Below are 22,870 nucleotides of genomic sequence, written 5' to 3'. Positions count from 1 at the left end.
CGAAGGAGCGGTGTCACTCCTTCGGCGACCAATGCGTTACGCTTCGGCGACTCGTCTGGCGATGTGAGCCAGCGCCTCCTCGACCTGGTCGATCAGGATCAGGCAAAGGTCGCCGGCCTGCAGACGGGCGAGGGCGGTGTCGATGGCCAGGAATTCGCCGGTGATGGCATCGATCTGCCGGGTCCGGTGGGCATTCGCAAGGCCTTCACGGAGCAGGGCGATGACCTCGCCGTCCTCGCGGCCGCGCTGACAGGCATCCTGATAGAGAATCACGTCGTCGAATGACTCGCCGAGGATTTCCGTCTGCTGGCGGATATCGTCGTCGCGACGGTCGCCGGCGCCACTGATCACGACCGACCGGCGCGTTGCTGGCATGTTTTCGATGGCCTTGACCAGTGCCTGGATGGCGTCGGGGTTGTGTCCGTAGTCGGCGATCAGGGTGGCGCCCTTGTAATCGAAGACATTGAAGCGGCCGGGGGCGGTCTGCGCATCGTTCACGAATCCGGACAGGGCGCGTTCGATAACTTCCCAGGCGAAGCCCAGCGCCCAGCCGGTGGCGATGGCCGCCATCGCGTTCTCGACCTGGAAGCCGATGGCGCCATTGCGCGTGATCGGAATGTTGGCGAGCGGGATGCTGTGTATCCGGCGGCCTTCGCAACAGACGATGGCATCGCGTTTGACATGGACGACGCGCCTGCCCTGTGCGCGCTGGGTGGCCAGCACCGGGTTCGCGCGATCCTGGGCAAAGTAGATGACCGAGCCATGGCAATGCTGCGCCATGGCGACGACGATCGGATCGGCGGCGTTGAGGACTGCCGTGCCCCCCGGCGCGACATTCTCGACGATGACCCGCTTGACGACGGCGAGTTCATCGACCGTGGTGATGAAGTTGAGACCGAGGTGGTCGCCGATGCCGATGTTGGTGATGACCGCGACGTCGCACATGTCGAAGCCCAATCCCTCGCGCAGCACGCCGCCGCGAGCGGTTTCGAAGACAGCGGCATCGACGTCCGGGTGCAGCAGGACGTTGCGTGCGCTGCGCGGGCCGCTGCAGTCGCCATCATCGGTGCGCTTTCCCTGGATGTAGAGGCCGTCGGTGCTGGTCATTCCCACACGCAGGCCGTTGCTCTCGAAGATGCGAGCGATCAGGCGGCTCGTGGTGGTCTTGCCGTTGGTGCCGGCGATGGCGACGACCGGGATGCGGGCATTGTCGCCGGGGGGAAAAATCATGTTGACGATTGCCTCGCCAACCGCGCGGCCCTTGCCGAACGACGGGTCGAGGTGCATGCGCAGGCCGGGCGCGGCATTGACTTCGACGACGCCGCCGCTCTGTTCCTCTAGCGGCTTGAGCATCGTGTCGCAGACGACATCGATGCCGCAGATGTCGAGGCCGACGGTCTGGGCCGCCGCGACGGCGCTGGCGGCAAGTTCTGGGTGCACATCGTCGGTGACGTCGGTCGCCGTGCCGCCGGTGGACAGGTTGGCGTTGTTGCGCAGGATGATCCGGGCGCCGCGCGGCGGCACGGAGTCGGCATCGTAGCCTTGCTCGGCCAAGCGGGCGATAGCCACGTCGTCGAAGCGAATCTTGGTCAGCGAAGTAGCATGGCCATCGCTGCGCCGGGGATCGCGATTGACCTGGTCGACGAGTTGGCGAACGTTTTGGATCCCATCGCCGATGACCAGCGGCGGGTCGCGGCGGGCGGCGGCGATCAGCTTGTCGCCGATGACCAGCAGCCGGTAATCGTGGCCGGGAAGGTACTTCTCGACGAGGATGTCGTCACGAAACTCGATGGCGACGCGGTAGGCTTGGCGCACCTGCTCCTCGCTCGTCAGGTTGACCGAAATGCCCTTGCCCTGGTTGCCGTCGCGAGGCTTGACGACGACCGGAAAGCCGATTTCCCGGGCGGCGGCCCAGGCATCGTCCTCGTCCGCGACCGGGCGACCTTTCGGCACGGCGACGCCGGCGGCGCCGAGAAGTTTCTTGGTCAGTTCCTTGTCCTGGGCGATTGATTCGGCAATGGCGCTGGTGAAGCTGGTTTCGGCGGCCTGGATGCGCCTCTGCTTGCTGCCCCAGCCGAACTGCACGAGGCTGCCCTGTGTCAGGCGGCGATACGGAATGCCGCGCGCCACGGCTGCGGAAACGATGGCGCCGGTCGACGGCCCGAGGCGGATGTCCTCGTCCAGTTCGCGCAGCTGTCCGAGCGCGCCTTCGAGGTCGAAGGGCTGGTCGTTGAGCGCCGCATTGCACAGTTGTTCGGCGAGATCGAAGGCCAGGCGGCCGACGTCTTCCTCGGTGTACTCGACGACCACCTGGTAGATGCCGGTCTCGACAGCCTGCGCCGAGCGACTGAAGGTGACCGGACAACCGGCCTGCGCCTGCAGTCCGAGGGCGGCGAATTCCAGCGCGTGCGCCATCGAAACGGTGTCGAGATGGTCGGCGGGGATCAGGTCACCGAGTTCGGGGAAGCGGTCGCGCAGGCAGGCTTCGAAACCGGGCAGGTCGGCGATCGCGCATTCGGCACCCTCGCAGGTGACGATGGCCTGGATCGCCGTGTGCCGGCTCCACAGATTGGGGCCGCGCAGGGCACGAATACGGGAAACGTCCATGAAAACTCTTCCTTGCTTTGCTAGCTAGTTCCGGAATGCCACCGGGGGCGACCGTCTGGCGCTCTGCGGCAACAGGGCGGCAGGGTCGGGCAGTTCGAGACCGAAGGTCTTGACCCCGGTGCCGATCACTTCCTTGGTCAGTCCCAGCGCCCAGCCGGCGGCAACGGCCGCCAGCACGTTGGCGATGGTGGAGGGGTCCTTTTGCCTGCCGATCAGCGGCACGTCGCCGAGGCGGCAGAGACGGATTTCCTCGCCGCCGGTGGCCAGCGTGATGCGGCCGTCGCGTACGAAGATGCCACGTTTGCCGGCGGCAATGTGTTCCGCCAAGGCCGGGCAGGCCGGATCGGCGGCGAAAAAGATGACCTCGCCATCGGAGAGTTCGGCCAGGCTGGCGACGATCTCGTCGCTGGCATTGAGCACCGTGCAGCCATTGCGCAGGACGACATCGACCTGTGTGCGGTAGACGTTGCGGTAGGTCGTGAAATACTCGCCGCCACTCGGGTGGACATCCCAGCGCGCGAGGTTTTCCGCCGTCGGGTCGATATTAGTGACGATACCCACCTGGCAGCGGTCGTAGGCCAGTCCTTCGCCAAGGATGGTGCGGCCGCCGTTCTCAATCACCGCCGCCTCGACGGCGGGGTTGAGCAGCAGACGGTGGCCCGATGCCCAGTTGGCGCCATCGGACTTCTGGACATGACGCCGGTCGATATACAGGCCGTCGCTGCAGGCCAGTCCGACGCGCCGGCCGGAGAGGTAGATCAGGTGGGCCAGCAGCTTGGCGACGGCGGTCTTGCCATGCGTCCCGCTGATGCCGACGACCGGAATGCGGCCGCTTTCACCTTCAGCGAACAGGCTGTCGACGATCGCCTTACCGACCGGGCGTGGCTTGCCGACGCCGGGGCGCAGGTGCATCAGCAGGCTGGGGCCGGCATTCACCTCGACGATTGCGCCGCCCTGTTCGCCCAGCGGTCTGGAAATATCCTGGCAGACGAGGTCGATGCCGGCGATATCGAGTCCGACGATCCGTGCGGCCAGCGCGGCCAGTTCGGCGGTTTCCGGATGGACCTCGTCGGTGACATCGAACGCATGGTTGGCGTTGCGCTGGATCAGGACATTGCGGTCTTTGGCCGGAACGGCATCAGGTTCGAGTCCCTGGCGCGAGAGTTCCATGCGTGCCGCCGAGTCGATATGAATTATCGAAAGCGGATGCAGTTCGGAGTGGCCACGGCGCGGGTCGGTGTTGATCTGGGTGGCGATCAGTTCATCGACGGTGGACTTGCCATCGCCGGTCACGGTAATCATGTCGCCGCGATTGGCGGCCGCCAGCTTGCCGCCAATCACCAGCAGGCGATGCTCGGTGCCGGGAATCGAGCGTTCGACAAGGACCGCCGTGCCTTCGTCGATGGCGACGGCGTAAGCCTTTTCGACTTCCTCGCGGGTCTTGACATCGATGAACACCCCCCGGCCATGATTGCCATCGCGTGGCTTGACGCAGACTGGCAGGCCGATCTCCTCGGCGGCCTCCCAGGCATCGGCGACGCTGGCAACCTCGCGGCCTTCGGGAATCGGCACGCCGCATGACGAGATGAGTTCCTTGGTCAGGTCCTTGTCGCGCGAGATCGTTTCGGCAATAGCGCTGGTGCGGTCGGTCTCGGCGGTCCAGATGCGGCGCATCGCGGCGCTGTAGCCGATCTGCACCAGGTTGCCGTCGGCGAGCAGGCGGATGGTCGGGATGTCGCGGTCGTCGGCGGCATCGACGATACTTGCGGTCGACGGCCCGAGGCACTTGGAATCCACCATGTCGCCCAGTTCCTCGATGGCGGCCTCGACGTCGAACGGCTGGTCCTCGATCGCCGCCATGATCAGGTCGCGGGCCATGTGCAGCGCGGTGCGGGTGACCTCCTCGTGCCAGGCGCGGACGACGACCTTGTAGACCCCGTATTCCGAAGTTTCGCGGGCCTTGCCGAAGCCGCCGGGGAGGCCGGCGAGATTCTGCAGTTCGAGCGTGACGTGTTCGAGGATGTGGCCGGCCCACGTGCCCTCCCGGACGCGGCGCAGGAAGCCCCCATGCTCGCCGTAGCTGCAGCGGTGCTCGATCAGCGAGGGAAGCCAGGCCGTAAGCCGCTCGTAGAAGCCGGGGATCTTGTTCGACGGATACTCTTCCAGTTCCCCGAGTTCGACCCAGGCTTCGAGCACCGGACGGTAGGTCCACATGTTCGGGCCACGCAGGGGAATGATCTCCCTGATGATGATGTCTTTTTTCTTCATGTTTGGCACGCCCGTCTCCGTCTCACGGTGGAAAGAATGATGCGGCAATTGGTAATTATTAACGCTTTCGGCGGAACATGGCTGACGCCCGTCAAAAAAATGTCATGTCCGGGTACCTCTTGTTACAGCCCGGATTACAGGAAACGGTCGAGCAGTTTCCGGCTGTGGCGGTCGAGCGCGGCGGTATCGCGAATCAGGAACTGGATGCCGTGGGTGTCGGCAATCAGCAGCCGGGTGTGCGACAGGCGCCGGATATCTTCCTCGCCTTTCAATATCAGCACGGCCCTGCCACGGTTGGTGGCAACTTGCCAGGTACTCGGGCAGGCGAAACTGGAAACCTCGACGATCTTCTCGATTTCCGGCATGAATTCGCGGCTCGCCAGTTCTTCCTCGACCAGCCGGCCGCTATCCGGCGCCAGGTCGGCGATGCGTTCGACCCAGCCGACTTCATGGCCTTCGCCATTGACCAGCGAAATGCCCTCGTCGGGCGCGCCGATCGGGAAGGTGCGCACCGGCACGACGCCGACATGGACGTCGCCATTTTTGGCCGTTAAAACGAGTTGACCGTAGGAATCGCGCTGCAGCTGAAAATTGGATTTCGCCATGTTCGTCGTCACGCGGTCGTAGTCTTGGGAATGATGTTGATGAATAGTTCCGGCGCCTCGGTATCGACATTGCGCGCCTGCGCCTGATAGAGCCGGTAGTAATGGCCTTCGGCGGCCATCAATTCATCGTGGTTGCCCAGTTCGACGAGACGACCGCGATCCATGACGACCAGCCGGTCGGCTTTCCGGAGCGTGGAAAGGCGGTGGGCGATGGCGATCGTCGTGCGGCCACGGACCAGATTGTCGAGCGCCTTCTGGATTTCCTTCTCGGTTTCCGTGTCGACCGAGGAAGTTGCTTCGTCGAGGATCAGGATCTTGGGGTCGATCAGCAGAGCGCGGGCAATCGAAATGCGCTGGCGCTCGCCGCCGGAAAGGCCCTGGCCGCGTTCGCCAACCAGTGAGTCGTAGCCGTGCGCCAGGCGCAGGATGAACTCGTGGGCATGTGCGGCGCGGGCGGCGGCGATGATTTCCTCGCGTGAAGCATCGGGCTTGCCGTAGGCGATGTTCTCGGCGATGGTGCCGAAGAAGAGGAAAGGCTCCTGCAGCACGAGGCCGATGTGGCGGCGGAATTCGGCGACCGGCACCGAACGGACATCGACGCCGTCGATCAGTACCTGGCCTTCGGTGACGTCATAGAAGCGGCAGATCAGGTTGACCAGTGTGCTCTTGCCCGACCCGGAATGGCCGACCAGGCCGATCATCTCGCCCGGCTCGATCATCAGATCGACGTCGCGGGTCACGGCACGGGTGCCGTAGCGGAAGCTGGCCTTGCGCAATTCGAGACGGCCCTCGACCGGGGTCTTGAGATGCACCGGGTTAGTCGGCTCGGGGACGCTGGAAACGTGGTCAAGAATGTCGAAAATGCGCTTGGCACCGGCGGCAGCCTTCTGCGTCACCGAGACGATGCGGCTCATCGAGTCGAGGCGGGTGTAGAAACGGCTAATATAGGCGAGGAAGGCGGTCAGCACGCCGACCGTGATGTCGCCCTTGGAAATCTGCCAGATGCCGAAGGCCCAGACGACCAGCAGGCCGATCTCGGTGAGCAGCGTGACGGTCGGTGAGAACAGCGACCAGGTCTTGTTGATGCGGTCGTTCATCGCCAGATTGCGCGAGTTGGATTCGCGGAAGCGCTCAGCCTCGCGCTTTTCCTGAGCAAAGGCCTTGACGACGCGGATGCCGGGGATGGTGTCGGCCAGCACGTTGGTCACTTCGGCCCAGACACGGTCGACTTTTTCGAAGCCGGTGCGCAACTTGTCGCGCACGTAATGGATCATGTAAGCGATGAAGGGCAGCGGGAGCAGCGTGACGATCGCCAGCCAGGGGTTGATTGAGAACAGGATGGCGGCGGTCATGACGATCATCAGCACATCGGTGGCGAAATCGAGCAGGTGCAGCGAAAGGAAAAGGTTGATGCGGTCGGTTTCCGAGCCGATGCGCGCCATCAGGTCGCCGGTCCGCTTGCCGCCGAAGTATTCGAGCGACAGACCGAGCAAGTGCTCGTAGGTTGTCGTCCGCAGGTCACGGCCGATGCGCTCGGAGACCAGCGCCAGGATGAAGGTGCGCAGCCAGCCGAGAACCCAGGCCAGCAGCGAGGCACCGAGCAGGCCGCCGAGGTAGAGTTCGACCAGCCCCCAGTCGATCGGCTTGCCGTTTTGGAACGGGATCAGCACGTTATCCATCAGCGGCATGGTCAGGTAGGGGGCGACCAGAGTGGCCGCGGTCGACGCCAGGGCAAGCAGAAATCCGGCCAGCAATTGCGTCTTGTAGGGCCGGGCGAAGCGCCACAGGCGGAACAGGGTCCAGGTCGACGGCGGCGTTGCGGATTCTTGAGTGCAGATCGGGCACTCGTCCACCCCTGGCTCAAGCGGCGCCTTGCATTTTGGGCAGAAATCCTCGGTCGACCGCAGCACCGGCTGGCCACTGGCCAGACTCTTCAGTTGCAGCTCGAATTCGCTGATGACGCGTAAGGCGGCCAGATTATTGGCCAGCGTGTAGCGCCAGCAGGCCAGGCGGCCCCGTTCGTCGATCAGCTCCAGCGTACCGACCCCGGCATGGTCGAGGTGGTTGAGTTGCAGGCCATTGCGCAACGGCCACTGCTGCCATGCGGTTTCGCCCGGGGGTCGGGCGAGCAGGCGCTGGTTGGTGATGATGACCAGGCCGTCGGCGAAGTGCAGGCGGGCGTCGAGGTCGATTTCGATCCAGGCCTGCGGCTTTTCCGCAGTAGTCAGCAAGGTTTCGACTTCGGCGGACCAGTGGCCGGGAAGCACGGGCTCGTAGCCGGCGCGGTTTTGTACGCTGTGGGTCATCAGTAGAGTATATCGCAAGGCTCGGGTAGCCGGCTTAATGTCCGAGTTTCCCGGTGGTTGACTCACGTCAAGGCGTAGGATGGAGGCCTGCCGTTGAATATGGCCTGACCCAAGACAAGGAAGCTCATGTTTCGCATCTCCCAATACATGCAGGAAATTGCCGACCCGTCACCGCTCGGCCCCAAGCGTAATCCGCCCGGCCCGGTGGTGATCTGGAACCTGATCCGGCGCTGCAACCTGACCTGCAAGCATTGCTACTCAATCTCGGCCGACACGAACTTCCCCGGCGAACTGACCACCGAACAGGTTTATTCGGTGATGGACGATCTCAAGGCGTTTCACGTACCGGTGCTCATTCTGTCCGGTGGCGAGCCTTTGCTGCGCCCGGACATCTACGAAATCGCCAAGCACGCCAAGGCCAAAGGCTTTTATGTCGGCCTGTCGTCGAATGGCACGCTGATCGACGAAAACAACATCGACAAAATTGCCGAGTGCGATTTCAACTACGTCGGTGTGTCGCTCGACGGCATCCGCGGGACGCACGACAAGTTCCGCCGCATGGACGGCGCCTTCGAGGCCTCGCTGAAAGGCATCCGGTTATGTCGTGAGCTCGACCTGAAAATCGGCGTCCGTTTCACGATGACGCAGGACAACGCCCACGACCTGCCCGAACTGCTCAAGCTGGTCGAGGATGAGGGCATCGATCGTTTCTATTTCTCGCACCTCAACTACGCCGGGCGCGGCAACAAGAACCGCAAGGACGACGCCCAGCATCAACTCACGCGCTGGGCGATGGACCTGCTCTTTGATACCTGCTGGGAATACCAACAGCGCGGCCTGCACAAGGAGTTCACGACCGGCAACAACGACGCCGACGGCGTCTATTTCCTGTATTGGGTACGCCGGCGCTTCCCCGAGCAGGCGGCGCATGTCGAGGCCAAGCTGCGCCAGTGGGGCGGCAATTCGTCGGGTGTCAATGTCGCCAACATCGACAACCTGGGCAATGTGCATCCGGATACGATGTGGTGGCACCACAACCTGGGCAACGTCAAGGAGCGGTCGTTCTCGCAGATCTGGACGGATACCAGCGACCCGTTGATGGCCGGCCTCAAGCAGCATCCGCGGACGGTCAAGGGGCGTTGTGGCGAATGCGCCTATTTCGCGATTTGCAACGGCAACACGCGCGTTCGGGCGCAACAGATGACCGGCGACGCCTGGGCGGAAGACCCGGGCTGCTATCTTTCCGACGAGGAAATCGGACTATGAACAACTGGAAGATCCTGATTCCGGCCTGTTTTGCCGCCTACTTCATGTTCGGCATGGCGCAACTGGCCGATGCCGCAGATACCGCCGCGAATTTCAAGGAGCATTGCGCGTCTTGCCACGGCGTCGATCGACTCGGCGGGATTGGCCCGGCGCTGCTGCCAGAGAACCTCGCCCGCCTGCGCAAGCCGGAAGCCGAGAAGGTCATCCGCGATGGTCGTCTGGCAACGCAGATGCAGGGTTTCGGCAAGCAACTCAATGACGAGGAAATCAAGGCGCTGGTCGCCTATGTCTATACGCCGATCAAGCCGATGCCGGTGTGGGGCGAAAAGGAAATCACCGCCTCGCGCATCGTCAATTTCGCGCCGGGCAGTCTGCCGGACATGCCGCAATTCAAAGCTGACCCGATGAACCTGTTCGTTGTCGTCGAAAGTGGCGACCATCATGTGTCGATTCTCGACGGCGACCGGCTGGAGCCGATTTATCGCTTCCAGTCGCGTTTCGCGCTGCACGGCGGTCCGAAGTTCACGCCGGATGGACGCTATGTGTTTTTCGCCTCGCGCGACGGCTGGATCACCAAGTTCGACCTGTGGAACCTCAAGGTGGTCGCCGAGGTACGCGCCGGCATCAACACGCGCAACGCGGCGGTGTCCGGTGACGGCAAGTGGGTGGCGGTGGCCAACTACCTGCCGCATTCGCTGGTCATCCTCGATGCCGACCTCAACCTGAAAAAAATCCTGCCGGCCACCGACAAGGACGGCACGACGAGTTCGCGGGTGTCGGCGGTCTATGACGCCTCGCCACGCCAGAGCTTCGTCGTGGCGCTCAAGGACGTCAAGGAAGTGTGGGAGGTTTCGTACAACCCGAAGGCACCGGATATCCCGACCGGCATGATCCACGATTTCAAATACCGCGAAGGCACCTTCCTGCCCGGCTTTCTGAACCCGCAACGCACCCAGCTCGACGATTACCTCGACGACTTCTACTTCACGCAGGGCTATAACGAAGTGATGGGCGCCTCACGCAATGACTCCAAGGCGGCAGTCACCGGGCAGGTCGTCAACCTCGATGTGCGCAGGAAAATTGCCGACCTCGAACTGCCCGGCATGCCGCACCTCGGTTCCGGAATCAGTTGGACCTGGCACGGGCGGCCGGTGATGGCGACACCGAATCTGAACGAGGGCCTGATCAGCGTCATCGACATGCAGACCTGGCAGACGATCAAACAGATCAAGACCCGTGGCCCCGGTTTCTTCATGCGTAGCCACGAAAACAGCCGCTACGCATGGACCGATTCGATGATGAGCAAGGAATTCAAGGACACCATGCAGGTCATCGACAAGGAAACGCTGGAAGTCGTCGCCGAACTGAAGCCGGAGCCGGGCAAGACCTTCGCCCACGTCGAATTCACGAAAGACGGCAAGTACGTGCTGGCCAGCCTGTGGGATATGGACGGTGCGCTGATCGTCTACGACGCCGAGACGCTGAAGGAAGTAAAGCGCATCCCGATGAAGAAGCCGGTCGGCAAGTACAACGTCTGGAACAAGATCACCAAGTCGGAAGGGACGAGCCACTGAAGGCGGTCAGGTGGGTTTCGATTTTGGGTCGGATTTCCGGTTGACCGTGGGGGCGTGTCTTTGGTGATGGCTGGTTGTCGGCCAAATCGTACAAGGTGACTGTTAGGACGCAGTCCACCTCGAAGACTTCGGTTGAATGAATTCCCAATGACATAGAATGGGTGAAGAACAATTGAAATTAGTAGCATGTCACCCACCCTGCAACCATCCTTTCACGCCAACCCGTACGATGGCAACTACGGAGCCCTGACAAATTCCAAGGTCAGCGACTTGGGCGCAGCGATACAGGTTGCCGAGGCATATCTCGATGGAAAGCCCGCTCGCCGAGGAAAACATAAGATCGCGCAGGTCGAGCGTGACTCAGCCTTCTGGTCTGCAGAGTTCCTGATATCCATGCCGCCAGCCTTCTGGGCGACCGACGTGTCGAAACTTGCCCTGGCCCGCTACCTGGATCAAACGCGAGTCTCCAATCCCGATCTGCTGGCTCACTTAGGTCGGATTGCGCCGGATGCAGTGTGCTGTGCAATCCGCTATGCCAGGATGGCGCTTAACCCAAAACCGGCCAGACGTGCCGAGCTTGAAGAAATCGCCGGGTCCGCCCCGGCAATTCATGAACAATGCCAGATTCTTGAAATCTTTGATCAGGCACACAAACAACGCTGCCTGGAAGTGGAATCTTGGCAGGCAAAGCTTGCTGACCTGTCTCCCTTTGAGTTGCTGATCTACGCCAGCCTCCACGCATTTCAAAATGTCGTACCGGGAGAGTTTGACGCCCAATCTAGGCGATCCAGTACTCGAAGCGCGGTAGAAACAATTTGGTACGCTACCAACGATATTTTGATCTGGAAGTTGAAAACGGCCCCTGAGTCATTGATCAAGCTCTCGGAGCAGCAAATCGGTCACTCGGTAGCAACGCATTTGTCGCCGTTCCTGTTTCCATCGACATCTGGACCGATGCCTCGTCATGACCTGCGAAGCACTTACGAGAATCTTTTTGCAGCACAAATAGAGTTGAATGAATTCATTTCCAGGTCAGTGGATGCATACAGCTACGACGAAGCAATCCGATTCGTGCGGCACGGAACTCGTCTGGAAATTGAGATAGTGAATCCGGCAATACGAGACAACTGGCAGCGAGATGGAGAAAAACTGTCGTTGCTACACGGATATTGGTTCTATCGCGCGCTTGAACAATTCGCCTCATCGGAAGTCGCCATCCACCAAATTGGTAGCCGAGAGAACCACGAAGCCAACCGCTTGGCCTATATCCGTGCAATACGTAGCCAACTGCAACTCGACGAGGTCTATGGCATTGACGAGTCCGTGATGCTGGAATCTGGAGAGCGAGTTGATCTGTTTCAGGCATTGCTGTCCTTGGAACTGACTTCAGCCTTCTTCCAGCGTGATTTCCTGCAGAGGTATGTCGAGTTGCTCCATGAATCGGGAAACTGGCTGGCCGCGCTGGGACGGTTAGCCTGGAACGGGCTAGTGGAAGGCAGCCAAAATCGTTTTCCAATCACTTGGTCGGCACGAGAGGAAAAAGTGCACTCGATCGTCGGTTGGACGGTCAATATGCAACATCCAAAGGGCAGTCTCGCCATGGCCGCTTCGATTCTCGACTTTTGGACTAATGATTTTGCGACACTTGCAGCCCGGTTGCACAAGAGTGAACCAGGACCTCACCCCGAATTATTTGAGCGTCCGTTCTTGAAACTCGGGCAATCTATTGTTCAGTTGCCATGGATCTACGGTCTTCAGAACCACAGCACCGCCGCCATTAACAATCTGCGCCGAATTGGCGCCAGACGAGCAGAATCCAAAGAAGAAACCCGACGCATCGAAGAGCGCATTGGAAAGCTTTTTGAATCCCGCAGCTTCCAGGTATCGATGAACTGGCACCCTGACTCGGAGAGCTATCCAGGCGCTGGAGAAATCGACCTTATTTGTTCCCGTGACGGCGCTATCTTGGTCATTGAGGTTAAATCAACCTTTCTCAGACACTCTGAGCGGGACGCATGGCTGCATGGGAAAACCACGCTCAGGAGGGCTGGGCAGCAACTCAGGCGGAAAGTAGATGCCGTTCAACATGCCCTCGAACATCACCCTGATATCCGTTCAATGCTAGGGATCGAATCCGGAAGCCTTATTCCCGAAGTGCGGGGATGGATCGTTGACACTTCGATCGAGCATGACCATCAGCGATTCGACGGTTTTCTGAAGATTTCAGTGGAGGAAATCATTATTGCCCTGCGCGATGATCGAAGACTGTTGAATGATCACGCTGGAATCTTGAATGGACAGATTTTGAAGACTCAATCAGAAGACGTAACGGCATGTCCCGCATTGAAATCGCTCTACCCCAACGAGTTCTCGGCTCTACGATTCTTCGAAGTAATCGAAACAGAAGAAGTTTGGGGAGAAGCGCTTTCACTGATCTGAACCGTCAGAATTTTACTAGTAGTACGTTCCATTAATATATTTACAAACGTGCCGTTAATTGCCATGATTGTCTTAGCATTTGACGTGGAGGTGATCATGGGACGGACAAGCGGGCGAGCAGCACTGTTGCTGACAGACGAGCAGAGGTCCAGGTTGTCTGAATTGGCGGCGTCGCGAACGGCGCCGTTGCGCGAAGTGGAGCGTGCCGGCGTGCTGCTCAAATACGCGCAGGGCGTATCGATCACCGAGATTCAGCGGCAGCTGGGCGTCAGCCGGCCGATGATCTACAAATGCATCGACAAGGCACTTGCGGCGGGCATTCAAGCCGGATTGAAGGATACCTACCACCGGCCTCACGCCCCGGAGATTACTGAGGAGGCCAAGGCTTGGGTGGTCAGCGTAGCGTGCACCAAACCAAGGGAGCTTGGACTGGCTGCGGAGTTGTGGAGCATCTCGGCGCTGGCCCGCCATGTGGCCAAACAGGCAGCGGCATCGGGCTTCCCACGGCTTGCCGGTGCGGGCAAGAGCACGGTCTGGCGGATTCTTGATGCAAACCAACTCAAACCCCACAAGATCACCTACTACCTGGAGAAACGGGATCCCGACTTCGACCGGAAGATGCATGAGGTGCTGATGGTCTACCGGGACGTTTCCCTCTACACCGAAGGCGCCGTTCATGATGGACGGCCGAACCCGATTTACACGGTCAGTGTCGATGAAAAGCCCGGCGTTCAAGCGATTGGCTTGACGGCGCCTGACCGGCCACCGGTTCCCGGCAAAGCGCCGACGGTGAGTCGGGATTACGAGTACGTCCGCCATGGAACCGTATCGATCCTGGCCGGCATCGACTTGCACGCCGGCCATGTGTTTGCCCAAGTCGAAGACCGGCACCGCAGCTGCGAATTCATCGGTTTGCTCCGTTCAATCGATGCGTACTACCCGCCGGAGGCCATTATCCGTGTCGTCCTCGACAATCACTCGGCCCACATCTCGAAAGAGACGATGGCTTACTTGGCGACGCGACCCGGACGTTTCGAGTATGTTCATACACCCAAGCATGGTTCTTGGCTCAACTTGATCGAATGCGCTTTCTCGAAAATGGCCCGGACCTTCCTCCGCCATATCCGCGTCGCCTCGATTCATGAACTCAAAGCGCGCATCCTGAAAGGTATCGATGAAATGAACGCCACCCCAGTTGTCTTTCGCTGGAAGAAATTCGACCTTGAAATCGCATAATACGTAATTATATTGATGGAACGATATACTAGGGGATGATGCGTTGCTTTACCACATAGCGTTACTTCGTCTGCTGGGAGGTTAGTGTTTAATTGCGTAAATTAACGATTGTATTTCTAAGTTGAGCGCCCTTGACTTCACGTTTGCGCCAAACAAAAGGAGATGCGGATTGGTTGTAGGTTGCGATAAACGCCTCGATGGCCTGTACCAACTGCTCGATGGTGGCGAAGCTGGCGCCGTTGAGTGTTTTGCGCGCGAAGATGCCGAACCAAATCTCGATCTGGTTGAGCCAACTGGCTGAAGTCGGGGTGAAGTGGAAGTGAACATTGGGATGTCGGGCCAACCACTCGTGGTTTTTCTTGTGGGTGCTGTAATTGTCAAGAATGACGTGGATTTGCTGATCGTCCGGAATATCAACGACCAACTCGTCCATGAACGCCTGAAAGTCAGGACGTTTCTTGGTGTGGGTGGTCTTCGATTTAATTTCGCCGGTCGCAACATTGAGGGCGGCGAACAAGTTGATCGTGCCATGTCGCTTGTAGGTGCTCTTCAGTCCTCGCACGATCTTGCCGCTACTGGTGCAAACATAGCCGGTTTTCCTTTCCAGCGCCTGAATCGACGGTTTTTCGTCGACGCTAAGCACGAGGGCATTTTGCGGCGGACTCAGATACAACCCGATGACGTCTGCCGACTTGGCCGCAAACTCCGGATCGGTACTCACGCACCACGAACGATGTCGCCGAAGCTGGATGCCTTCCTTTCGCAGCACACGCCACACCGCGTCATCAGAAATGTTGAGGGCTTGAGCCAGCGCGCCGCCGTCCCAGCCCGAGAACCCGGCCGGAGGCGGGGCTTCGAGTTGCTTGAGAATGCGTTGGCGCAATTCCGACGCCGGATAGACTGGCGGTTTGCCAGGCCGTGCGAATTCCGACCCAAACTGGACAGTCATTCCGACGGAACCTGGACACTGATTCCGAGGCAAACTGGACACCGATTCCGACGGAATCTGGACAGCCCAAAGTCATAACGTAGCACGCGGGATAACCGTGGCACCCTCAGCGCATTTGCCGAGGACCACATGGCGAATAGCAGGTTATCCATGCGCAAGATTTTTGAAGTATTACGGCTATCCGTTGCGGACGGTCGCAGTCACCGCGAGATTGCCCGGGCAGTCGATTCCTCACCGACCACGGTGGGGGAGATTCTCCGTCGGGCGAAACTGGCCGGATTGAGCTATCCGCTGCCGGCTGGAGTATCTGAAGCCGGCATCGAGGCGCTGCTCTACCCGCCGTCGGCGCCCTCGGCAACCCGTCGACCGGAACCCGACTGGGCCGGCGTGCAGCGGGAACTGCGCAGGAAAGGCGTGACGCTCGACCTGCTCTGGCAGGAGTACAAGAGCGAGCACCCGGACGGCTATCAATACAGCAGCTTCTGCGACCACTACCGAGTTTGGGCTGGGCGTTTGTCGCTCAGTCTGCGCCAGACCCACACACCCGGCGAGAAGTTGTTTGTCGATTACGCCGGCCCGACCGTTCCAGTCACCGACCCGCTGACCGGCGAAATCCGCCAGGCGGCCATCTTCGTTGCCGTCCTCGGCGCCTCGAATTATGACCGAAGGAAATCCCCGTGGGACACCTATTATGACGCCACATGGAGCCAGGCACTGCCGGACTGGATTGGCAGTCATGTCCGAGCACTGGAATTCTTCGGCGGTGTGCCGGCCATGCTGGTGCCCGACAATCTGAAGAGTGGCGTCAACAAAGCCTGCCATTACGACCCCGAGCTCAATCCCAGCTATCGCGACCTGGCCGTCCATTACGCCACCGCCGTCGTGCCGGCCCGGCCGTATCGCCCGAAAGACAAGGCCAAGGTGGAAGCGGGTGTTCTGCTCGTCGAGCGCTGGGTGCTTGCTCGCCTGCGGAATCAGCGATTCTTCAGCCTCAGTGAGCTCAATCGGCACATTGCCGAACTGATGCAGGCCCTGAATCGCCGCCCCTTCAAGAAACTGCCGGGGTCACGGGAAAGTGCCTTTGCCGAGATGGACCGCCCGGCCTTACGCCCGTTGCCGGAATCGCGTTACGAATTCGCCGAATGGAAGGTGGCGACGGTCGGTATCGACTACCACGTTGAAATCGCCGGCCATTACTACTCCGTGCCTTACCGCTTCGCCCGGCAGAAGGTCGATGCCCGTTTCACAAATACAACCGTCGAACTGTTTCATCGCGGGAACCGCATCGCCAGCCATGTGCGGAGTGCGGCGAAGGGGCGGCATACCACCGTCGATGCCCACATGACGCCGGCCCATCAATCCGTTCAGGGCTGGAATGCCCCTCGGCTGCTGGACTGGGCCGGCCGTATTGGACCGCACGTCAAAGCCGTCATCGAACATGTCCTGCATCAACGTCGCCATCCGCAACAGGGTTACCGCAGTTGCCTGGGCATTCTGCGTCTATCGAAGGCCTATGGTGAGGCCCGCCTGGAGGCGGCGTGCGAACGGGCCATCGACATCAATGCGCTGTCCTACGGCAGCCTGAAATCCATCTTGAAGCATGGCCTGGACATCAAGCGCCTGACGGCAACGGCCCAGACCGCTCTCCCCCTGGATCACGCCAACGTGCGTGGTCCGCATTACTACCACTGACCTGAAAGGAAACATCTATGCTCCATCACCCGACCGTGGACCAACTGCACCAGCTCCGCCTGACCGGCATGGCCAAGGCTTTAGCCAGCCAAGCACAACAAGCCGACATCAGCCAACTCGCCTTCGAGGAACGCCTTGGCCTTCTGATTGACAGTGAACTGGCCGAGCGCGAATCCCGGCAGAACGCCGCTCGCCTGAAACGGGCCAAATTGAAACAGGCGGCGACACCGGAGGATGTCGATTTCCGCCATCCGCGCGGTCTTGACCGGGCCTTGTTTGCCCGTCTGATGACCGGGCGCTGGGTCGGCGACCACCAGAATGTGTTGATTTGCGGGCCAACCGGCGTCGGCAAGACCTTCCTTGCCTGCGCCCTGGCCAATCAGGCATGCCGTCAGGGGCGTTCTGCCTTCTATGTGCGCTTGCCACGCCTGTTGCCGGCACTGGCTATCGGTCGTGGGGATGGCAGTTATGCCAAGACGCTGGCGCAGTTGGCCAAAACCGACGTCCTGCTGATTGATGACTGGGGGCTAGCACCACTGACCGATGAAAGTCGGCGTGACCTGCTCGAAATCTTCGATGACCGGCACGGCACGCGATCAACCATCATTACCAGCCAGTTGCCCGTGAAGCATTGGCATGAGGCCATCGGTGACCCGACGCTGGCGGATGCGATTCTCGACCGTTTGGTGCATCAGGCACATAGCCTCAACCCTGATGGCGAATCGCTGCGCAAAAGGAGCAAACCGGAATGACCCGAGGCCACCCCATGTGCCCCCCACACGCTTACCGAGTTACCCACCGCCGGCCGCCAGCCAGCCTGCTATGGAAGGAGCGCAGTCTGCCGGCCGACCGTGGATAACTCTCCATGGCGCGACAAAAACTTGACCCCCATGACATCAACAGAGTAAAAACCAAAAACCCCGCGTCGCTACGCTCCGACTGTCCAGTTTGCTCCGGAATGCGTGTCCAGTTTGGCTCGGAATCGCTGTCCAGATTCGTCGGAATACGCAGGCCGGGGGCGATCCCGCAATCCCGCCAAGCCTTCGCTGGAAAACCGCTTGCGCCAGGTGCTTACCGTTGCCGCCTGAATGCCAAGCTCTGCCGCCACTTCGTCGTTGCGTCGCCCCGTCAGGCACCTCAGAACAAGCTTCGCCCGCTCCACCAGGCGTGCTTCATCCGTGCGACTCTTGCTCAGCCGCTCCAGTTCCTTTCTGTCTTCTGCCGTGCAATTAATCGCCGATGCAACTCGCGACACCGCCGCCTCCATCTCGTAACACTCGATGGAGTCATCATAGTTAACTATGTTTATTAATGCAATTAAACACTAGGTTACCTATTAGTAAGGCGCCACGCTGCCTTATTCCCCTTTAATTCTGGGATCATTTCAATGAGGTTAGCTTCTTTCAGCTTGTAGAACTCAGACTTCACCGCGTTTTCACTCTTGATCCCCGTTATATCCCGGGCCTGCCGATTTGTAATCCTGCCTTGCTTGGATAAAAACTCCATAATTGCCTCCTGCGGTGTAGCAAGAGGTGAGTGTGGAATAATGACTCGAACATAGTTTCCTTCGTCGGTAATATCTGGATTGCGCAGGCGCCATTCCTTCATTTTTTGAAAAGCAGTGTTCAGGCCTTCGCCGATATCTTTGTTTGGGGGTACCTTGTAGCGGGATAGCATGCCAACGATACGAGGATTGCGAGCGTAGCGCACATCGAGAATGTTATCTTTCGTTACGAATGCTGGTAGGCGACCGGGGCTTAGAACAGTCAAGTCCAAAATCTGCTGTAAATACTCTTCGATCCGATGAATGACGAATGGTTTTCAGCTAGCGAGGGCAACAACGTTGTTGCCCTCGCTAGCTGCGGCGCGGGAAGCCGCCCACTCCTTGAATTCATCCATGTCGAGGTACTTCCGTTCCTGCCAAGCCTCGTTCTGTTCGGCCAGCAGAGCGCCGATCAGGCGCAAGGCTGACTCGTCGTTGGGGAAGATGCGGATCACGCGCTCCCGCCGGCGAATTTCCTCGTTGAGCCGCTCCTGCATGTTCGTTGTGCGTAGCCGCTTGCGATACTTCTCGGGCAAGACCATTACCGCCATGGCATCCTCGAATCCTGCTTCGAGGCAGGCCACCGCTTTGGGGGCGCTCTTGGCGAAGCGCTCGGTGAATTCCGCCAGGCGGCGCTTGGCCTCGACCAAATCGGGCGCCTGCAGCACGAGCTTGACGGCAGCTGCCACCTCGGCGCGGTGGCGGGTGTTGCATTGGCCCAGAATGTTGCGCATCAGATGCACCTGACAGCGTTGCCAGCTGGCCCCTGAAAGTGCCGCGCTGCCGCTTCACGCAGGCCGCCGTGGTCGTCCGAGATGATGAACTGCGTGCCCTTGAGGCCGCGCCCTCTGAGCCAGCGGAAGGTCTCGTCCCAGGTGGCGAAGCTCTCGGTGTCGCCGATCCGCACGCCCAGAATCTCCCGGAAGCCATCGGAGCGGATGCCTGAGACGGTCAGCACGGCACGCGAAACCACACGATCTTCTTGCCGACTCTTGATGAACAGGGCATCGACCAGCACGAAGGGATACTCGCCGTCCAGCCGCCGTTCGTTGAACGCGCTGACCCGCGGTTCCAGTCCGGCGCACAGTGCGCTCACCGTCGATTTGGAGAAGCTGGCGCCGCACAGCTCTTCGGTGATCGCCGAGACCTTGCGCGTCGAGACACCGTGCACGACCATTTCCATGAGCGCCAGAACGAAGGCCTGCTCGCTCCGCTGGTAGCGCTTGAAGATGTCCGTCGAAAAGCTGCCGTCCCGCGTCTGCGGCACCAGCAGCGTCACCGGCCCAACCCGCGTGTAAAGGGTGCGTGGCCGGTAGCCGTTGCGATAGCCGGCCCGTTCGTCCGTGCGCTCGTGCCGCGTCGCCCCCAGCGTTTCCGTCACCTGCGCCTCCAGTACTTGATTGAGCACCGCTTCCACCAGTTTCGCCAGCCCGTCCTGCCCGTTTAAAAGCCCTGGCAGCAAGTCCGTTCCTACGCTAACCTCATACCCAGTCATCGCTTCTCTCCTTCGGTTATCGATCGTCTCGCAACGTCAGTTTACCGAATCGAAGCGGTGGCTACCTGCCACCCGATTTACAGCAGTTTAGGGACTCAATCCTTAGAACCTCGATCCGATTGTCGAAGATCAAGACTTGAACGTCGTCAGACATTGAGTAATCGCGATGAATGATGGCATTGACGACGATTTCCCAAAGTGTCTCAGGGGGGTACGACATTGCCTTTGGGCCGTCAGTTGTCCACACGTTAATGGATGACATGATTGCTGTGACCCGTTCGACTGTCTTGTGGATTATCTGATAGAGCGGCCCCTCGACTGACTCTATTGGACCAAGGTGATCTCGCTCAGGATCTTCTTCTTTTGTTTCATAGCGAATGATGCGAACAGAACATTTTTTCGGCATCAGGCTCGCAGGTTCAGTTGCGTAGAGAAGTACGCCCGCTACCTTTGGCTTGAACGATTTTCGATCAATCAAATTTTTGTTCAAAGTCAATTCAAGTGGATCGGTAGTCGGTGAATACTCGGCTAAGAACTCGCACAAACGGGGTGAGTCCACAATGTCTTCTGCTACAGCATTATCGAGCGAATAATCCTCATAAGAAACGGCCCCCTTTGCGAACGATAAGGCTGTAATACGGGCAGGATCGGAGACTGGCAGGGACTGCGCTCCCATGCGCTCATAAACCGTACCATCGGCTACCTTATGAACAGCTTGGCTCTTCTCTATTTGGATTCGCAGAACGTAGGTGTGCCTCCCTTCGGCCTTAAGGAAGGTAAGATCCATTGGTAATGCCGGTTGTACTTCCGTAAGCGCCTGAATGTGCTGGTTGTAATCTTCAATATTTGGCGTTCCAGCCCACCGTTTTGCTGGGTCAGGCTCATCTTTTTCATCTGCAATGCCTATATACGCTTCACCACCATCTGCGTTCGCAAAAGCGACCGCAATTTTCTGAAGTTTGGCGCCCTTAATTGCCGCGGCCTTTCTGTCAAAAAAATGATCCTCTTGCTTCGTCGATAGCAACAGAGCGTCGGCATTAGTTATCGTTTTTGTATCCATGGGACATGCTCCGATAAATAGGATTGGAAGTTCTTGGCCTGAGCATACCTCTCGAAATATGCAATGACAATACCAACGGGAGCCGAGTGAGGGAAGCTATGGAGAAGCTTTCCGGAGGCCCATAGTTGGCCAATCCTCTTGACTTAGCGGTCTGTCATCTAATTTTGGTAACTTTGCCATCTGGCCGCGCCAAGATATAATCGAGCATGTAACCAATTGATATAAATAGGCTTTATATGACGGCCTAAATATGCCAATATCGTTTCACGGCTAACGGACTACATTCATGGCGCCAATTTCCTTGCCGCCGCCCGCCGCGAGCCTCGGTTTTTCACCCGAAACCGTGAATTGCCATTCACGAATCTGATCGCTTTCCTGCTCACCGGCATTCGCGGCGCAGTTCAGGCGGAGCTTGATTCCTTCTTTGCCCTGCTTGCCGGAAGAACCCGCCTTTGTCGGGCGATCACGGCCAGTGCCTTCTCAAAGGCGCGCAGCCATCTGGTCGCCAATCTCTTTGAGCCGCTCAATACAGAATTGCTGCGCCTGGTCGATGAGGTCGTTCCGCAGCAGCCGGACTGGCAAGGCTTGCGGGTCTTGGCGGCGGATGCATCGAAGGTACGTCTGACCTTGCTTGACCTGGAAGGGCGCCGCCATATTCGAGAAGCGGCCATCTTCGGTTTGTTTCGGCCAGGGATCGAATTGTTCGACTCGCTGATTTTGCACAGTTCGCTGGTCGGCGAACGTCAGATGTTGTTTGAGCGGCTTGACCGACTCGGTGCTCAGGACATGCTGGTGCTTGATCGCGGGTATCCGGGTGCCTGGTTGGTCGCGGCGCTGTTGCATCGAGGTATCCCCTTTTGCATACGCTGTGATTCGTCCGCTTCCTTTTCTGCCATCACCCAGTTCATGCGATCCGGAGAAGATGAGGCGCAGGTGACATTGCCGCCACCGCATCGTCAGGATGCCATTGATTACGAGTGTCCGCGTCTGCCTTCTATGGTTCGCCTGATTCGTCAGGTGACGCCGACTGGCAAGGTACGGGTCTTGATGACCTCCTTGCTTGATACCGCGCGGTATCCGGCCACAAGCTTCTCAGCCCTTTATCACAGCCGTTGGCGTATCGAGGAGGCGTTCAAGCGCATCAAACACCGGCTCAATCTGGAGCACACGTCCGGCCTGACTTGGCTGGCCGCCTGCCAGGATGTTGGGGCCAAGATGGTGTGTGACAATCTCAATGCCCTGGCCACCTACCTGGCTGCGGAAGAGCGGCTGCCCAGCGATTCGCCATGGCGAGTGAATCGGACGATGGCCTTCAATACCGTACGTCGTATCTTGCCCCGAGTCTTGGCGGGTGTGCAGCAAATCACCACCCGAGTTACCAAGGAAATCTTCTCGGAAATCGTCAAAAACCTTCAGAAATTTATCCCTGATCGTGCTCGACCTCGGCCAAACCAGCGAAAGCCTCACCTGTCCTTTGCTTACAAACCCGCCGTATGACTATGGACTAAGTTGAGAGGATTGCATAGTTGGCCGACCACTGCCTAGCGAGAGTTTGTTGAGCCAGTCGAGGTGTCCGAGTGGGCTTCGCGCTTGAAGCAGGGGCTGGCTGTACGAGGCCGAGTGGGATTTCATCCATGGGTTTCCTTATCGGTAAATTTCACGCCGGTTGCCTACCTGCACCCCAAGAACGCGCAAAGCGCCATCTTGAATATCGCAAATCACCCGGCAATCGCCCATCCGGTAACGCCAGAAGCCACCCAGCGGGCCAGTCAATGCCTTGCCTGTGCTGCGTGGGTTTTCCAGCCCGGTGACACGCTCGTCCATGAAATC

The 22,870-nt window shown here is 59.4% G+C and carries 14 protein-coding genes and 3 pseudogenes; 7 read left to right on the top strand and 10 right to left on the bottom strand.

Going from position 1 to position 22,870, the window contains the following annotated elements; all coding sequences use genetic code 11:
• Window positions 1-36 precede the first annotated feature (36 nt).
• The 4 genes from cphA (IPP03_06105) to IPP03_06090 form a co-directional block, all read right to left on the bottom strand.
• A complete protein-coding gene (gene cphA, locus IPP03_06105; GenBank protein ID MBL0352228.1) occupies window positions 37-2,607 on the bottom strand; it encodes a cyanophycin synthetase in 2,571 nt (856 codons plus the stop codon).
• A 24-nt stretch (window positions 2,608-2,631) separates the two neighbouring features.
• Window positions 2,632-4,875, bottom strand: coding sequence for a cyanophycin synthetase (gene cphA / locus IPP03_06100; protein MBL0352227.1), 2,244 nt, complete (start codon window positions 4,873-4,875; stop codon window positions 2,632-2,634).
• Window positions 4,876-5,009: 134 nt separating this feature from the next.
• A complete protein-coding gene (locus IPP03_06095) occupies window positions 5,010-5,480 on the bottom strand; it encodes a DUF1854 domain-containing protein (GenBank protein ID MBL0352226.1) in 471 nt (156 codons plus the stop codon).
• Between the two features lie 8 nt (window positions 5,481-5,488).
• Complete coding sequence (locus IPP03_06090; GenBank protein MBL0352225.1) at window positions 5,489-7,786, bottom strand: ABC transporter ATP-binding protein; 2,298 nt, start codon at window positions 7,784-7,786, stop codon at window positions 5,489-5,491.
• Window positions 7,787-7,912: 126 nt separating this feature from the next.
• Here IPP03_06090 and nirJ point away from each other — a divergent pair, with 126 nt between their 5' ends.
• From nirJ to IPP03_06070, 4 genes are all read left to right on the top strand, one after another.
• On the top strand, window positions 7,913-9,052 hold the full coding sequence (nirJ, locus tag IPP03_06085) for a heme d1 biosynthesis radical SAM protein NirJ (protein MBL0352224.1): 1,140 nt from the start codon (window positions 7,913-7,915) through the stop codon (window positions 9,050-9,052).
• Window positions 9,049-10,626 (top strand): c-type cytochrome, encoded by a 1,578-nt coding sequence (locus IPP03_06080; protein MBL0352223.1) that lies wholly within the window; start codon window positions 9,049-9,051, stop codon window positions 10,624-10,626. Before nirJ ends, IPP03_06080 begins: the two co-directional genes overlap by 4 nt.
• Before the next feature lie 186 nt (window positions 10,627-10,812).
• Window positions 10,813-13,065: a hypothetical protein gene (locus IPP03_06075; protein ID MBL0352222.1), complete on the top strand. Its 2,253-nt coding sequence runs from the start codon at window positions 10,813-10,815 to the stop codon at window positions 13,063-13,065.
• 96 nt (window positions 13,066-13,161) lie between these two features.
• Complete coding sequence (locus IPP03_06070) at window positions 13,162-14,301, top strand: IS630 family transposase (GenBank protein ID MBL0352221.1); 1,140 nt, start codon at window positions 13,162-13,164, stop codon at window positions 14,299-14,301.
• 88 nt (window positions 14,302-14,389) lie between these two features.
• Here IPP03_06070 and IPP03_06065 read toward each other — a convergent pair.
• Window positions 14,390-15,220: pseudogene (locus tag IPP03_06065) on the bottom strand (IS630 family transposase).
• Between the two features lie 159 nt (window positions 15,221-15,379).
• Between IPP03_06065 and IPP03_06060 the strand changes: the two are divergent.
• Both IPP03_06060 and IPP03_06055 read left to right on the top strand, forming a co-directional pair.
• On the top strand, window positions 15,380-16,942 hold the full coding sequence (locus IPP03_06060) for an IS21 family transposase (GenBank protein MBL0352220.1): 1,563 nt from the start codon (window positions 15,380-15,382) through the stop codon (window positions 16,940-16,942).
• Window positions 16,943-16,959: 17 nt separating this feature from the next.
• Window positions 16,960-17,694 (top strand): ATP-binding protein, encoded by a 735-nt coding sequence (locus tag IPP03_06055; protein MBL0352219.1) that lies wholly within the window; start codon window positions 16,960-16,962, stop codon window positions 17,692-17,694.
• 260 nt (window positions 17,695-17,954) lie between these two features.
• Here the strand turns inward: IPP03_06055 and IPP03_06050 are convergent.
• From IPP03_06050 to IPP03_06035, 4 genes and pseudogenes are all read right to left on the bottom strand, one after another.
• Window positions 17,955-18,197: pseudogene (locus tag IPP03_06050) on the bottom strand (helix-turn-helix domain-containing protein).
• Window positions 18,198-18,271: 74 nt separating this feature from the next.
• Complete coding sequence (locus tag IPP03_06045; protein ID MBL0352218.1) at window positions 18,272-18,751, bottom strand: hypothetical protein; 480 nt, start codon at window positions 18,749-18,751, stop codon at window positions 18,272-18,274.
• A 12-nt stretch (window positions 18,752-18,763) separates the two neighbouring features.
• Window positions 18,764-19,980 (bottom strand): annotated as a pseudogene (locus IPP03_06040) (IS256 family transposase).
• A 61-nt stretch (window positions 19,981-20,041) separates the two neighbouring features.
• A complete protein-coding gene (locus IPP03_06035; protein ID MBL0352217.1) occupies window positions 20,042-21,040 on the bottom strand; it encodes a putative DNA binding domain-containing protein in 999 nt (332 codons plus the stop codon).
• A gap of 282 nt (window positions 21,041-21,322) precedes the next feature.
• Between IPP03_06035 and IPP03_06030 the strand changes: the two genes are divergently transcribed.
• The gene (locus tag IPP03_06030) at window positions 21,323-22,537 is read left to right on the top strand and encodes an IS4 family transposase (protein ID MBL0352216.1); all 1,215 of its coding nucleotides are present in this window, start codon (window positions 21,323-21,325) and stop codon (window positions 22,535-22,537) included.
• A gap of 147 nt (window positions 22,538-22,684) precedes the next feature.
• Here the strand turns inward: IPP03_06030 and IPP03_06025 are convergent, their stop codons facing one another.
• Window positions 22,685-22,864 (bottom strand): type II toxin-antitoxin system RelE/ParE family toxin, encoded by a 180-nt coding sequence (locus tag IPP03_06025; GenBank protein MBL0352215.1) that lies wholly within the window; start codon window positions 22,862-22,864, stop codon window positions 22,685-22,687.
• Window positions 22,865-22,870: the final 6 nt, after the last annotated feature.

Source organism: Candidatus Dechloromonas phosphoritropha (genome assembly GCA_016722705.1).
GTDB classification, from domain to species: domain Bacteria; phylum Pseudomonadota; class Gammaproteobacteria; order Burkholderiales; family Rhodocyclaceae; genus Azonexus; species Azonexus phosphoritrophus.
This window is presented reverse-complemented; position numbering and strand designations above follow the sequence as displayed.

Bases quoted from the DNA above. Each gene is read 5' to 3' on its own strand.
- IPP03_06070 (MBL0352221.1), top strand. From the start codon at position 13,162: ATGGGACGGACAAGCGGGCGAGCAGCACTGTTGCTGACAGACGAGCAG.
- nirJ (MBL0352224.1), top strand. From the start codon at position 7,913: ATGTTTCGCATCTCCCAATACATGCAGGAAATTGCCGACCCGTCACCG.
- IPP03_06090 (MBL0352225.1), bottom strand. From the start codon at position 7,786: ATGACCCACAGCGTACAAAACCGCGCCGGCTACGAGCCCGTGCTTCCC.
- IPP03_06025 (MBL0352215.1), bottom strand. From the start codon at position 22,864: ATGGACGAGCGTGTCACCGGGCTGGAAAACCCACGCAGCACAGGCAAG.
- cphA (MBL0352227.1), bottom strand. From the start codon at position 4,875: ATGAAGAAAAAAGACATCATCATCAGGGAGATCATTCCCCTGCGTGGC.
- IPP03_06035 (MBL0352217.1), bottom strand. From the start codon at position 21,040: ATGGATACAAAAACGATAACTAATGCCGACGCTCTGTTGCTATCGACG.
- IPP03_06075 (MBL0352222.1), top strand. From the start codon at position 10,813: ATGTCACCCACCCTGCAACCATCCTTTCACGCCAACCCGTACGATGGC.
- cphA (MBL0352228.1), bottom strand. From the start codon at position 2,607: ATGGACGTTTCCCGTATTCGTGCCCTGCGCGGCCCCAATCTGTGGAGC.
- IPP03_06055 (MBL0352219.1), top strand. From the start codon at position 16,960: ATGCTCCATCACCCGACCGTGGACCAACTGCACCAGCTCCGCCTGACC.
- IPP03_06095 (MBL0352226.1), bottom strand. From the start codon at position 5,480: ATGGCGAAATCCAATTTTCAGCTGCAGCGCGATTCCTACGGTCAACTC.
- IPP03_06060 (MBL0352220.1), top strand. From the start codon at position 15,380: ATGGCGAATAGCAGGTTATCCATGCGCAAGATTTTTGAAGTATTACGG.
- IPP03_06080 (MBL0352223.1), top strand. From the start codon at position 9,049: ATGAACAACTGGAAGATCCTGATTCCGGCCTGTTTTGCCGCCTACTTC.